A 13,391-nucleotide genomic window follows, 5' to 3' on the forward strand; every position below is an offset into this window, starting at 1 on the left:
CCACACCTAGAAGGTGATCCTAATTAAGACGGCTAAATTAGTCAATTTCAGTCATAACGATGATCTTTTTTTTGTGTAGTTTTATTGCAAAAAAAAAGTTTTTTTGACAAAAAGCACAAAGTATGAATTATGAAGTGGGGAAGTGGGGAAGTGGGGAAGTGGGGAATTTCAACTAAAACCCTAAAACCCTAAAACCCCATCACCCTATCACCCTATCTCCTGGCTTCTAACCCGACAAAAAACTTTTTGCCGCAAACCCTAAGTTAAATAAGCGATAGTTACCCCCGAACCGCCCTCATTTTGGGGTGCTAATTGAAAGCGTTTTACCTGGGGATGACGGGATAAAAAATCGTGAACACCTTGACGCAATTTCCCCGTACCTTTACCGTGAATAATCCATAATATGCCCGATGAGGTGGCTCTGATGATCGCCTGTTCGATATCCGTTTCTGACTCTGCCACCCTGGAACCGCGAATATCGACGGTATTATTAGCAGTACGAATTAAAGGAGTCTCCTGGGGTTTTGTGGGAGTTTGGGGCAAATTTTTGGCAGGTTTTGGCGCAGTTTCCACTTTTTGACCATCCAAAGACTCAATCTGGTCTAAGGGTAGGGTCATCTTCATCATACCGAAACGCAGGGAAATCTCCTCTGATTCTGGTGAAATTGCTAAAACTTCGGCAGTTTGTCCCAAATTGGGCAAGCGTACCCTTTCCCCCACTTGCGGACGATAATTAACCTTAGTTTTTTCCGTTTTTGGTAATAACCTTTCTGCGATCGCAGTTAACTCCTCTGTGGCTTTTTGGGCATCTTTACCAGTTTTTGTTCCCGCTTGCAATCGGCGAATAACCTCATTAATCTCTGCTTTTGCCGATAATAAAGCTTTTTGTATCTCCTGCTCTTGATAACGTTTTAATTCTCGCTCTCTCTCCTGTAGAGAATTAGCCCGCGTGGACACTTCTGTATAAAATTTCTCCGTTTGTTGGAGTAATTGACTAGCTTCTTGAGCTTTTGACTCCTGTTCCCGTCTTTGCGCTTCCAAACCAGCAATTACTTGATTTATCTCCTCCGATAACCCCCCCAGATGATTTCTCGCTTCGGCCACAATTTCGGGATTCAATCCCAAACGCTGGGCAATAGTTAAAGCATTAGAACGCCCCGGAATGCCCCATAATAGTCGATAAGTGGGGGAAAGAGTGCGATCATCAAACTCTACCGAGGCATTTTCAAAGCGAGAATCTTGATACTTTAACGCTTTTAATTCCCCGTAGTGAGTGGTAGCCACCGTCAGTAAACTATGATCGGCGAGGTATTGTAAAATAGCGATCGCTAAAGGACTTCCCTCGGCCGGATCCGTACCTGCTCCCACCTCATCGAGTAAAACCAAGGAACGAGAATTTAAAGCCGCTAAAATGCGGACAATCCGGCGAATGTGACCCGAAAAAGTCGATAAACTCTGTTGTAAAGACTGTTCATCCCCGATATCGGCTAAAACCTGATCGAACCAGGGTATCTCTACCGGTTCCCGCGCTGGAATAAACAGGCCCGCTTTCGCCATTAAAGCCGCTAATCCGAGGGTTTTTAAAGTAACGGTTTTTCCGCCGGTATTTGGTCCGGTGATGGCAACAACGCGAATTTCTGGGCTAATCTGCACATTTATCGGTACGACCTCCCCCCCCTGTTCGTGGTGTTTTTGCCACCAGAGCAAAGGATGACGCAAGTTCCGTAAAGTAATCGTTTCCGAACCATCGATAAAGTGGGGGGGATTACCCTCTAACCATAAACTGTAACGGGCTCTGGCGGTGGCCAGATCGAGCCTAGTAGCGATCGCTAGTAAATATTCTAAGTCCTCAAAGGCTTCGGCGATCAGATTACTTAACTGCCGCAGGATTTTTTCTTCTTCGATTTGTTCCAGACGACGATATTGCCGTAGTTGATTGCCTTGGTCAACGATAGAGTGAGGTTCAATGTAAAAAGTTGCCCCTGTGCTGGAAGTATCGTGAATTATCCCCGGTATTTGCTCTTTTTGCGCTGCTTTGACGGGAAGCACCCAGCGCTCGCTTCTTTGGGTAATCACCGCTTCTTGGATAGCACCGCCCTGTTTTTGCATGATATCCTGTAATTTTCGGTAAATTCGCTCTCTAATCACCTTCATTTGTCCCCGAATTTCCCGTAATTGGGGACTAGCGCGATCGGATATCCGGCCATCTTCATCGATACAACGGTGTATCTCCTGTTCTATCTCTGGATAGGTGCGAATTTCGGCTACTAACTCTTTTAAAACTGGTATATCTTCCTGTTCATCAATTAAACGCCGTAAACGTCGCACTCCGGCTAAAGTCGTGGCAATATTTAAAAGTTCCTGTCCCGATAATAACCCCCCCAGATGCGCCCTTTCTAGAGCATCGCCGATGTCGGTAATCCCATCAAAGGAAAGACGACTATCTAATTTTTGTTCTAAACTATAAACTTCTTTGGTTTGGCAGAGTAGGTTTAAACTTTCCTCTTTGCTTTCCGGTAACGGCAATTGACGAATCGCAATCGCACCTAGTTTAGTCGCTGTAAAAGTAGCTAGGTGTTGACATAGCCGCGGCCATTCCAATAATTCTAGGGTTTCGTCTTGAATCAATTTTGTAGTTTTTTATAATACGCTTTGTATTTCTAGTCTAACCGGATTTGGTCTGATTTTTACAGGAGTCATTTCAGTCAACAGTAATCAGTCAAGGGAAAAGACAGCACTGTTACTCGCACCTAATACCTGTCACTTAACAATCCCGCCAATCTGTTGACTATCTAAATTACTCGTTAAGACTGCACTGGAGTGCCGGAGTTGGGAGCAGGGAGAGGAAGTTCGAGCATTTGTACTAAAATTTCTAATACGCAGTTTAAATTCAGTACAGCTTATAATATTAGGTCGAGTTCTACTGATAACTGATAACTGATAACTGATAACTGATAACTGTATCTAAATTCCTTTCTGGAGAGAGAATTGCACCTGTTTAAATTCTTGTTTTAAACGTTGTTTGAGTTTGTCGGGGATGGGACGGGAACCGTAGGCGGTATAATAACCAGCTAGAGAGTTTAAGGCTGTTTGCATAGTAGTGAAAGAACGCAAACCCCCGGATTTTTTATCTCGTCGGTAGAGGGAGATGTAATCGTTGATTTGTTCCTTTGCTTGCGACTCAGCTGCCGCTTTATTCGGGTCATCTTTGACTAAATCAAGGGCTGTGGTTAAAGTTTCAATCACCGTCAGGGTATCTTTTCCATAATTGCCCGTTAACCCCGAACTACTAGAACAACCCATCAATCCGATGACAAGGACGAGAACCAAAGCTAATAAGCGAGAAATGTAAGGTTTTAGAGACATATTTTCGATACCATAAGTTAATCCCAAGTCACCTTATCCTATCAGGAAACCGTGACCAGTTCCCCAGGAGAGTCAACCTGCTGCAAAAATCAGGGGTCAACTGGGGGGTAAATAGCCCAAATCTAGGCTTTTTTGGCTTTAAAAGCCCTATTTTTGCCTAAAAGTTGCGATGCCATCAACCCGGAGTGAGTTGATTCTGAACTAATTCCAGCCGCGATAAGGCGCTGGTGGCGGTTTCCCGAAGGTAGATATCCGCTGTTTCATCATTGGCTATGGCTGTCAATACCTCTTTAGATAGATTATCTGGAATCGAACTAACAGCATTAATTATCGACACGGCTAACCCCAAATTCTCCGTATTTTGCAACACTTCCAATAAACTATCCAATGCTGGAACCCCAACCACTCCCAGGGCCATAGCTGCGGCGATATGTACCACTGGATTCGCGTCTGCTAGTGCCGTTTTTAAACCCGCGATTCCCGCCTCTGGAAAGGGGACATCGGGATAATTTACCGCTACCTGGGCCAAGGCCTTGGCACAACTACCGCGCACGGTGACATTATCGCTATTGAGTAACCCTACCAGCAAAGGGGGAACCGTATCCACACCGATCGCGCCTAGGGCTTTGACGGCGGCCCGGCGATAGGTCGTATCCTCTTCATCTAAAATGGCCATTAGGCGATCAATCGTGGTTTCGTCGCGAGTTTCCACCAATTCCCAGATTGCCTGTTCCCGTAGGTGCGGATTGGGGTGCTTTAACTGCTCGAATAAAGATTCTTGGGACATGGTGCTGTTAAAAAGTTCTGTGGGTAGGGGTTGGGGGGTGTGGGGTGTGGGGTGTGGGGTGTGGGGTGTGGGGAGAATAAATAAAAATAATCTCCTGACTTCTGACTTGAAAGAGGGTGTAGGGTGTAGGGTGTGGGGAGAATAAATAAAAATAATCTCCTGACTTCTGACAACCGAGGGCCAAAAATCTGCCAATAACCGAGGGACTCCTAGTTATTCGCTTACCCCCATGATAGGCAAACAATTAACTGCGAGTCCCCCAGTAGTGAACGAGATCGATATCTGTCTCTAGGAGAGAGAATTGATCACATAGTCGAGAAGGGCATTATACTCGGTGAGAGCTTGAGCGGACATATCACGAGGAGCGCAACCGCGATTACGAGCGAAGCTGAGAGCTTCTACATAGGGGGCGGTGGGTAATCCCAAGGCGCGATAAACTTCCCGTTGTCCGGCAATACCCCATTCATCGAGGGGACCGGTGCCACCGACGACTAAACAGTAGTTAACCAGACGTAGGTAGTGTTTGATGTCCCGGAGACACTTTTCTTTGAAAGTATTGGTAGAGTTCGCTTGGCCGGCTTCGTTTAAGTAGGGATACTTTTTGATGCAAGCATCATAGGCTTCTTTGGCTACAGCGTCGAGGTTGCCAGCCAGTTTTTCGGCGGCTTCCAGACGAGCGGTGGCCCGTTGGATAGAGCCTTGTACGGATTCTAGATCGGAGGTGCTGGGGAAACGTCCAGCCGCATCAGCAGAAGCAACGGCAGTAGTAATTACTGATTTCATGTCTTTACTATTTTTAAGTTTGACTTGAGTGAAGAAATTAATTGGCTGATTTTTGCGTAAATAACAGCCAGAAAGCGAGTTTTAGTCTCGTTTTAGCTGAGAGCGGCAATAACTCGATCGAAATAGCTGCTCGCTTCTGCCACTAAGCTGGCGCAACGATCTTCCACAACGGGGGAACCCATTTTGCGAAGTTTAGCACCGGCGAATTTTTCGCTGGGGGTATCTTGAATGTGGGCGGCGGCTTGCGCTTTCATGATCGCTACGGCACGAGCGGCGGATTGTAGGGGTACACCTAAAGCGGTGTAGGTTTCTTTCAAACCGTTTAAGCAACGATCTTCGAGGACGGAAGCATCGCCGGCGAGCAGTGCGTAGGTGACATAGCGTAAGATGATTTCCGCATCACGCAGACAGGCTGCCATGCGACGGTTGGGGTAACAGTTGCCACCAGCTTGAATTAAGCCAGTATTTTCGCAAATCATCCCGGCAACGGCATCGGAAACCATACAACTGGCGTTACTAGCGATCGCATTAACGGCATCAAGACGACGGTTGCCCTGGGCGATGAAGCTACGGAGCGCGTTTAAGTCGGCACCACCGATGGCAGCGGTTTTACTATCGGCGGTTACTACCGCTCTGGAAAAAGCGTCAAGCATGAAGCTCTCCTCAAATTGAGATGAATAGAAGGGGTTTTAGGGTCGATCCAGATTGGACTTTGCGATCGATTAATCTAGAAGATAAAAATTCGCCGTTGCTTTCGTCCCGTTTCTGAGAAAGAAAGTTACATTTTGTAATCTTTTGGCCGCTCAAGCTGGAACTAGGGTGACATGGGCAGTTTAACGGTAAAGCTTGTTCCCTTACCCACTTGGCTATCTAGGGCGATTTCGCCACGGTGGAGTTGGACGCATTTTTTAACCACTGCTAACCCCAATCCCGTGCCGATAATATTTTCCACATTCTGACCCCGATAAAAGGGTTCATAGATCCTGTCTCTATCTTCCTCGGCAATGCCGATCCCGTGATCCCGGACTTGAAAAACAATGCGATCGCTATCTTTCCCCAAAATCAAACTAATCCCTGCTCCCGTGGGGGAATATTTAATCGCATTTAAGAGTAAATTACTTAAAATCGAGTAGAGCAGTTTCTCATCTAGATAAGGACGGCTCATCAATCCCTGACTGACAAATTTAATCGGTGTATTATTTTTATTAATAAATTGAAAATCCTCGACTAAATTTAAACAAAAAGCTTCAATATCGAGCGGTTCTAGTTGACATCTTAGATTTCCAGATTCTGCCCTTGTTAAAATCAAAATATCTGTTAAGAATTGATTCATTAGCTTGACAGAAGACTGGATCCTGTATAGGTTTTTTCTGCTCGACTGATCTGCATCTTTTAAGCCGTTTTCTAATAACTGCGAGGCAGAAAAAATCACGGTCAAAGGGGTTCTGAACTCATGGGATATCATGGAAAAAAGCTGAATTTTTAGGTCAGAAAGTTCTTTTTCCTGTAGTAATAGCCGGTGAATTTCCTCACTTTTTTGTTGCCGTTTCTCTTGCCAAAAAACCAAGAGATAAACTCCGCAAATAATCCCAAAACTGATAAAAGTTCCCAGTAACCCCAACAGAGAATTTTCGCTAATACTATCCCTAGAACTAGCGATGCTACTTCTTAAATTCCTTTTCTGACTAGCTTGTAAATAGGTAAGAAGATTTTGAAACTTATCCCGGACTTCGACACTTTTAACCGTGATTACATCTTGAGAAATATCATCGGATTGATCGAATTTATAGGTAGCGATCGATTGATTAAATAAAGCAATTCGCCGATACATTAAATCCCCGATCTGAGTGACCATTTCCCGCTCGAAATCCGTGCCGTTTTCTAATTGTTTGGCTAGGAGTTGCCAGTTAGATTGCATCAAAGCGATCGCCCGATGATGACGGCCTAATTCACTGGGGCTGCCAGTTTTGATATAATCGCGTCTTCCCGATTCGGCCACCGCCATGTTAGCGTAAAGATTAGCGAGATTATCGATGATCTCGTAGGTAACTTCCACCTCGGCAGCGCGCTGACGCAGGGCGAGGGTATTGCGATAGGAAACTAGGCTAATAGTTCCCATCAATAAGACAGTTAGCCCGAAACCTCCCGCGATCCATTTTCCTTGTTTGAGCCAATTCATCAGCAGTTAACTGACACTATTTCCAGCTTACTCTATCTAAATGGAGCAAGAGGACTCCCGTTAAATTTCTCCTTAATTAAAAATATACCAGAAATTAACGGGAGATGAATTGCCCCCAGAATCTAAACTAACGCGACAGTGTTTCCTAATAAGGAAAGGCTTGATTCTCAAGGTATGTATGAGCTTGACATATTTAAGCGGTAAGTGTTATACTGAAAAGATAGCACAGATGGGGTCAGGCTGATGTTAAATGTTTTAAAAGTGAGAATATACCCAAACAAAAAACAGGAACTAGCCTTAGCTAAAAACTTTGGTTGCGTCCGTTTTGTTTGGAATTACTACTTAAATAAAACTAACAATCAGTACCTAGAGACTGGTAAAGGAATGACCTACTGTGACATGGCAAAAGACCTTACCCAACTCAAGAAACAACTGGATTTTGAATGGTTAGCTGAGGCTACTGCCGCTACCTTGCAGCAATCATTGAAAAACTTAGAATCTGCTTTTAAGAACTTCTTCTCAAAAAGAACAAAATTCCCTAAATTTAAAAGTAAGCACAAAAAACAATCAATCCGTTATCCTGAAAGTTGTTCAATTAGAAATAAGGGAATTAAGCTACCTAAATTAGGGGTTGTAAAAGCTAAGATTTCTCAAGTAATAAATGGTAAGATTAAATCCGTAACTGTTTCTAAAACCAGTACAGATAAATATTTTGCTGCCATCTTGTTTGAGATGGATGACTCAACAACCATTGAAAAACTAAAAATATCAGGGATAGACCTAGGTTTATCTTCTTTAGTTACGGTTTTTGATGGTGAAACAACCTACAAGATTGACCCAATCAAACCTACCAGAAAATATGCTAAACGTTTAAAGCGGAGACAACAAGCATTGTCTCGTAAAGCCAAGGGGTCTAATAATCGCCAAAAAGCCATTAAAGAGGTAGCCAAGGTTCACGAAAAGATAGCAAATACTAGACAGGATTTTCTTCATAAACTCTCCAGAAAGTTATGCGATGAAAACCAAATCGTTGTAGCCGAGAATCTGAATATTAAAGGGTTAGCAAGGACTAAATTAGCCAAATCAATACATGACGCTGGTTTTGGTATGTTGCTTAATTTCTTGGATTACAAGCTAGAAAGAGAGGGAGGAAAACTTGTAGAAGTTGACAGGTTTTATCCGAGTACAAAGCTCTGTTCTTGCTGTGGATTTAAAAATGATTTGTTGACTCTCAGTATTCGTGAATGGATTTGTCCAGAATGTAAGACGCAGCACGATAGAGATGAAAACGCCGCCAAGAATTTAAGGGAAGAAGGTATGAGAATACTGTCAACAAATACCGATGGACAGTCGGAATTTCAAGCTTGGGGAGAAACTGTAAGACTCGTTGGTACTTGTACCGAAAAGCGGGTTTCTGTGAATCAAGAATCCCCCGTCACAGCGTCAGCTTGACAGCGGGAGTGTCAACTCTAGACCATGCGAATTTTAGTAGTAGAAGATGATATGCAACTAGCCGAGATTTTGCGAGAGGCCTTGAGCGAGCGACAATACGTTGTCGATGTGGCTAGAGACGGAGAAGAAGGCTGGAATTGGCTAGAATTAGGCAAATATGATCTTTTAGTTCTCGATGTCACCCTGCCAAAATTAAGCGGAACTTTGCTCTGTCAACGTCTGCGACGAGCGGAATCCCATCATCCCGTCTTTGCTAATGCCACCGTTCCCGTCCTATTATTAACCGCAAGGGATACGGTAATCGATAAAATCGACGGATTAGACGCAGGGGCCGATGATTATGTCACTAAACCCTTCGATTTGGGCGAATTAATGGCGCGGATTCGGGCCTTGATCCGACGCGGCAGCAGCACCAGCAGTGTTTTATTATCTTGGGGGGGTTTGCAATTAAATCCCAGTACCCACGAGGCCAGTTATAACGGTCAACTTCTTTCCCTCACCCCCAAGGAATTCGCTCTCTTAGAATTACTTGTTACCCATGGACGCCGGGTCTTAAGTCGATCGGGTATTATTGAGCGAGTTTGGTCTTTGGACGATTCTCCGGCCGAGGAAACCGTTACTTCCCATATTCGCGGTCTTCGTCACAAGCTAAAATCCCTCGGTGCGCCGGAAGACTTTATTGAAACCGTTCACGGTCTCGGTTATCGTTTAAAGTAATAAGCTGTTTTGAATCTAAATTGCATATTCGATTTTTCCTCCTGCCGACCGCCTCCTGCCTCCTGACTCCTGCCTCCTGACTCCTAACCCCACCAATAAACTTTTTCAGCAAACCCTAGACAGTGGACAAAATCATTTCTGCACGAAATCTGCACGAAGTTTGCAGAGGGTTTCCATAATCATCCATTAAATTAGAAAGTTAGACAGGTGCAGGACTTCTAGACAATCAGAGCGGTCAAACCTGTGACTTTCCTCTCCTACAAGGGGCTGCTTGAGATGATTTATACGCGATTTGACTATCACGGCTGGCAGATTGAATTGATCCTAGAAATGCAGGGTTATTCTTTTCAATGTTGGCGAGTGGATGGCAGCGAAGGAATTAGCGATTGCCTAGTTTATGCCACCTCGGAACAAGCTTTAGCGGCTGCCCGACACCGGGCGGATCTAGAGTCCGCTTGTCTTGCCCTACTGCGATTTCTCAATGATATCGGCGGCCAGAATTATTACCTCACTCGCGATGATCGCGATGCTCTCAGCCGGTCAATTTTAGAATATGCCCGTCTAGGTGATGTTTTCTAATTTCTTCCCCGGAAGTTTTCACCCCATTGAGAATGATTCTCGCTCCAATTTATTGATTTTCAGGCCAGTTTCGGTAATAGAATCGTGACAGTGGTTCCATTGCCGGGGATACTAGCAATTTCGATCGAACCGCCGTGTAGTTCGACGCATTTCTGCACTACTACTAACCCCAAGCCGGTGCCGGCGATGTGACGGACATTTTTTCCGCGATAGAAAGGTTCAAATAACTGTTTTTGATCTTCCATCGAAATGCCCAAACCCCGATCGCGAATCTGTAATTGAATAGCTTTCTCCAAAAAAGTAATAGAACAGTGGACCTGTCCGCCGGTGGGTGAATATTTAATCGCGTTAGTGAGCAGATTTTCTAGGATCGATCGCAATAACTTTTCATCGACGTAGGCGCTAGTATTAGTTTCCTGACAGACAAAAATTAGCGTGTGTTGACTGCCGGCGCTTAACTGCATTTCCTCCAGTAGATGACGGCCAAATTTCTCCAGATCCAGCCATTGGGGATTAAATTCTAACTTACCAGTTTCGGCGCGATTAATAGTGAGAATATCATCGAGTAACTGAACCATATTGCGGACTGACTCTTGAATGCGATGCAGATTCCGTTCTCTTTTTTCGGGATTTTCCCAAGCGCCGGGGGAAGTTTCCAACAACTGGGCCGCGGCCAGTACCGTGCTTAAAGGGGTGCGAAATTCGTGGGAAACCATGGAAAAAAAGTTAGTTTTCAGGGCGCTAAGAGCTTTTTCCCGTTCCAGGGCCATCCGCACCTCATCAAGGCGCTTGCGTTCGGTAATATCGCGAGAATTGATAAAAATTTTCGGGGAAGCAGCACCTTCGATCGCTAGTTCCCCGGTTTCGTTAAAACTTAAGGCCTTAGGCAGGGCCTCAAAAGTGCGCCATTGGCCATCCTGATGACGACGACGGAACTCGATCGAGCGGGTTTCTCCGCTATTGTTGAGAGATTGACTTAACAGGGAACAGACATCGGCCAGATCATCTTTGTGAATATAGGAAAAAAAGTTTTGACCGATTAATTCCGGGGGAGAATAGCCTAAAACCTTCTCAACGGAGGGATTTTCGTAGTAAATCGTGCCGTTAGGACTGATAATTGTGATAATATCGAGGGCATTCTCGATCAGGGAGCGAAAACGTTCTTCACTCTGTCGCAGTGCTTCCTCTGTTTGTTTGCGTTCGCTAATATCCCGTTGAATAGAAATCCAGTGGGTATATTTTCCCCGTTTATCCGCCACCGGCACAATACTAAACTCCACCCAAAATTCACTGCCATCCTTGCGATAGTTGATCGCCTCCCCGGTGACAGGTTGCAAACGCAAGAAAGCATCTCGCACTCTTTTAACAGCTTCGGGATCGGTTTTGGGTCCCTGAAAAATGCGTGGGGTTTGGCCCAGCACTTCCTCGAGACTATAGCCTGTCATTGTGGTGAAAGCTTGGTTAACGTAGAGAATCCGCGGTCCTGGCGGCTCGATCGGTCCGGCTTCGGTGATAATTACCGCATCATTGGTATTGACTACCACCGACTGTAAAAGACGCACCTGTTCCGCTTGTCGCTTCTGTTCGCTGATATCGGCCACCACTGCCACTAACCCGTCGATTTGACCATCACTATCGGTGAGGGGAGCGGCAGAAAAGACGATCTCGATCGCTTTTCCCTCTTTAGTTTGCCGGCCAATTTCCAGACTAGGGGGCGATATTCCCGCTAAAACGCTCTGCCAGAGGTTTTCGTATTCCGGCTCATTTTCCCTAGAAATGACGGGATTGGGGCGATCAATCACTTCTGCTTCCGTCCAACCGAACATCCTTTCGGCCGCCGGATTCCACATTTTCACCCTTTCCTGTAAATCGAGGCTAAAAATTGCCCGGGGAGAGGCGGCGATCAAAGATTGTAGAGTTTGGTTAGTATGACGCAGGGCCACCTCTGTGCGTTGACGTTCGGCGATTTCTTCCCGTAGTGCTTGGTTAGTCCGGGCTAGTTCTTCAGTCCGTTGACGCACCCGATCCTCTAATTCGGCGTTTAGTTGTCCCAGTTGTTCGTAGAGTTCTGATTGCTGAATAGCGATCGCCACTTGGGTGGCTAACTGTTTCATCAGATCGATTTCTAGGGGTTGCCATTGTCGCCGGCCGCGGCAGTGATGGGCGATCAACAGTCCCCAGAGGTGCGGGGTAGATGAATCCTGTTCGCGGAACTGTTGGATAATGGGAACGACTAATTTAGCTTGGACGCGGAACTGGGCCAGGAATTCTACTAGACAGGGTTCCACATCTTCTCGGTTAACATCAGCGATTGCCCTGATTTTGCCCTGGATATATGCCTGATGATATTCCGGGGGAAAAACTTCGGGGGGGAAAGTTTCCCCCAAAATGGCGGGATATTCTGGCAAAACTGACTCAGTAATGGCGCTACCCGTACCGTCGTCATTGAGACGATAAATTAACACGCGATCGGTGAGTAAAAATTGACGCACATCGGCGACGGTGGTGGTTAAAACTTCCCCTAATTTTAAGGATTGCCGAATATTTTGGGCGATCTGATTGATTAAACGCTCCCGCTCGGTTTGTTGTCGTAAAGTTATCTCCACTTGACGACGACTGGCGATCTGACTCTGCAATAAATAATAAATTCCCAAGACCGCTATCCCGGCCAGACCGAGATAGATAATCTTGGGAGTGATGATCGATAGTACACTTACCACGGGAGTTTTTTTGTCTTGATAACCGCTAATCATAGCGGGGTTGATCGGGAAAACTCAACCCATGATCGCCAATTGACGATCTAAATCAAACAGGAAACCGTGAATATATTCTTCTGTCCATTCCTGTCCGTAGAGACGGGTAAACATTCCCCTAGCGGGATCTTTTGCAGCCCGATAGTTAATGTAGGCTAATTGGGCCTTTTCGATCGCCGTTAACTGTTGGCGATCCCTAATCGCTGTCGATGAAGCTACCAGAGTCAAATAAGCTTGTAGATAGTCCTTAAATGCCCCTAAAACCCGCGTTTGCACGGTTTCCGTCTCCGGGGGTCTTGTCCAGAGAAAAGCGGGGGAAAAAAAGCCCTTGGCTTCTTCGGGAAAGTCGCCTCCCCAGGGCAAATCAGCCTGATAGGATCGGAAAATCGGCATAATCGGATCGCTGTATTTTTCTTGGTAATTGCGATCATGGAAAAGTGGCTGCAGATCGATCGCAATCAGATGACCCCCCGGCAAGGTGACTAAATCCGCCCCGAAAAAGGGCAAATCGTACTCTAAACGGGGAAAAATGACAAAATTAAGCACCTGAAGGGAATCACCTCCGCAAACGTGGGCGGCTCGAATTTGCCGCAATTTTGAGGATTGCCAAGCATAGCTGGTGGTAATGACCGTTTCCTGTCTTTTTCCCTTGCCTGTAACCGTTTCCTTCCGTTCAAAGCCGACGGGAATGGGATAGGGTTGTAGGGACAACTGTTCTGACAGCAGGGTGAAAGCGGAGTCTAAAAAGGGTTGATAAAGAGACATGGGCAAGCTT

The 13,391-nt window shown here is 45.6% G+C and carries 11 protein-coding genes; 3 read left to right on the forward strand and 8 right to left on the reverse strand.

Going from position 1 to position 13,391, the window contains the following annotated elements:
- Nucleotides 1–258: 258 nt before the first annotated feature.
- The 6 genes from B5D77_RS00205 to B5D77_RS00230 form a co-directional block, all read right to left on the reverse strand.
- The gene (locus B5D77_RS00205; RefSeq protein ID WP_008201988.1) at nucleotides 259–2,628 is read right to left on the reverse strand and encodes an endonuclease MutS2; all 2,370 of its coding nucleotides are present in this window, start codon (nucleotides 2,626–2,628) and stop codon (nucleotides 259–261) included.
- 336 nt (nucleotides 2,629–2,964) lie between these two features.
- On the reverse strand, nucleotides 2,965–3,366 hold the full coding sequence (gene psb27 / locus B5D77_RS00210) for a photosystem II protein Psb27 (protein ID WP_039900038.1): 402 nt from the start codon (nucleotides 3,364–3,366) through the stop codon (nucleotides 2,965–2,967).
- A 175-nt stretch (nucleotides 3,367–3,541) separates the two neighbouring features.
- A complete protein-coding gene (locus B5D77_RS00215; RefSeq protein WP_008201977.1) occupies nucleotides 3,542–4,153 on the reverse strand; it encodes a HEAT repeat domain-containing protein in 612 nt (203 codons plus the stop codon).
- Nucleotides 4,154–4,441: 288 nt separating this feature from the next.
- Entirely contained in the window at nucleotides 4,442–4,936 is a 495-nt protein-coding gene (locus B5D77_RS00220; protein WP_008201975.1) for a bleomycin hydrolase, read from the reverse strand.
- Nucleotides 4,937–5,028: 92 nt separating this feature from the next.
- Complete coding sequence (cpeB, locus tag B5D77_RS00225) at nucleotides 5,029–5,589, reverse strand: C-phycoerythrin subunit beta (protein ID WP_008201973.1); 561 nt, start codon at nucleotides 5,587–5,589, stop codon at nucleotides 5,029–5,031.
- A gap of 161 nt (nucleotides 5,590–5,750) precedes the next feature.
- A complete protein-coding gene (locus B5D77_RS00230; protein WP_106908047.1) occupies nucleotides 5,751–7,115 on the reverse strand; it encodes an ATP-binding protein in 1,365 nt (454 codons plus the stop codon).
- Between the two features lie 243 nt (nucleotides 7,116–7,358).
- Here B5D77_RS00230 and B5D77_RS00235 point away from each other — a divergent pair, with 243 nt between their 5' ends.
- The 3 genes from B5D77_RS00235 (at nucleotide 7,359) to B5D77_RS00245 (ending at nucleotide 9,863) form a co-directional block, all read left to right on the forward strand.
- On the forward strand, nucleotides 7,359–8,567 hold the full coding sequence (locus tag B5D77_RS00235; protein WP_046660969.1) for an RNA-guided endonuclease TnpB family protein: 1,209 nt from the start codon (nucleotides 7,359–7,361) through the stop codon (nucleotides 8,565–8,567).
- 24 nt (nucleotides 8,568–8,591) lie between these two features.
- Entirely contained in the window at nucleotides 8,592–9,284 is a 693-nt protein-coding gene (locus B5D77_RS00240) for a response regulator transcription factor (RefSeq protein ID WP_008201967.1), read from the forward strand.
- Nucleotides 9,285–9,560: 276 nt separating this feature from the next.
- On the forward strand, nucleotides 9,561–9,863 hold the full coding sequence (locus B5D77_RS00245; RefSeq protein WP_106908048.1) for a hypothetical protein: 303 nt from the start codon (nucleotides 9,561–9,563) through the stop codon (nucleotides 9,861–9,863).
- Nucleotides 9,864–9,922: 59 nt separating this feature from the next.
- Here the strand turns inward: B5D77_RS00245 and B5D77_RS00250 are convergent, their stop codons facing one another.
- Both B5D77_RS00250 and B5D77_RS00255 read right to left on the reverse strand, forming a co-directional pair.
- Complete coding sequence (locus tag B5D77_RS00250; RefSeq protein ID WP_106908049.1) at nucleotides 9,923–12,616, reverse strand: PAS domain S-box protein; 2,694 nt, start codon at nucleotides 12,614–12,616, stop codon at nucleotides 9,923–9,925.
- Between the two features lie 21 nt (nucleotides 12,617–12,637).
- Nucleotides 12,638–13,381, reverse strand: coding sequence for a phycoerythrobilin:ferredoxin oxidoreductase (locus tag B5D77_RS00255; protein ID WP_008201963.1), 744 nt, complete (start codon nucleotides 13,379–13,381; stop codon nucleotides 12,638–12,640).
- Between the last annotated feature and the right edge of the window lie 10 nt (nucleotides 13,382–13,391).

The organism is Microcystis sp. MC19, assembly GCF_003019735.1.
Classification (GTDB): domain Bacteria; phylum Cyanobacteriota; class Cyanobacteriia; order Cyanobacteriales; family Microcystaceae; genus Microcystis.

Coding starts and splice junctions, on each gene's coding strand:
- psb27 (WP_039900038.1), bottom strand. CDS start 3,366: ATGTCTCTAAAACCTTACATTTCTCGCTTATTAGCTTTGGTTCTCGTC.
- B5D77_RS00215 (WP_008201977.1), bottom strand. CDS start 4,153: ATGTCCCAAGAATCTTTATTCGAGCAGTTAAAGCACCCCAATCCGCAC.
- B5D77_RS00220 (WP_008201975.1), bottom strand. CDS start 4,936: ATGAAATCAGTAATTACTACTGCCGTTGCTTCTGCTGATGCGGCTGGA.
- cpeB (WP_008201973.1), bottom strand. CDS start 5,589: ATGCTTGACGCTTTTTCCAGAGCGGTAGTAACCGCCGATAGTAAAACC.
- B5D77_RS00230 (WP_106908047.1), bottom strand. CDS start 7,115: ATGAATTGGCTCAAACAAGGAAAATGGATCGCGGGAGGTTTCGGGCTA.
- B5D77_RS00235 (WP_046660969.1), top strand. CDS start 7,359: ATGTTAAATGTTTTAAAAGTGAGAATATACCCAAACAAAAAACAGGAA.
- B5D77_RS00240 (WP_008201967.1), top strand. CDS start 8,592: ATGCGAATTTTAGTAGTAGAAGATGATATGCAACTAGCCGAGATTTTG.
- B5D77_RS00245 (WP_106908048.1), top strand. CDS start 9,561: ATGATTTATACGCGATTTGACTATCACGGCTGGCAGATTGAATTGATC.
- B5D77_RS00250 (WP_106908049.1), bottom strand. CDS start 12,616: ATGATTAGCGGTTATCAAGACAAAAAAACTCCCGTGGTAAGTGTACTA.
- B5D77_RS00255 (WP_008201963.1), bottom strand. CDS start 13,381: ATGTCTCTTTATCAACCCTTTTTAGACTCCGCTTTCACCCTGCTGTCA.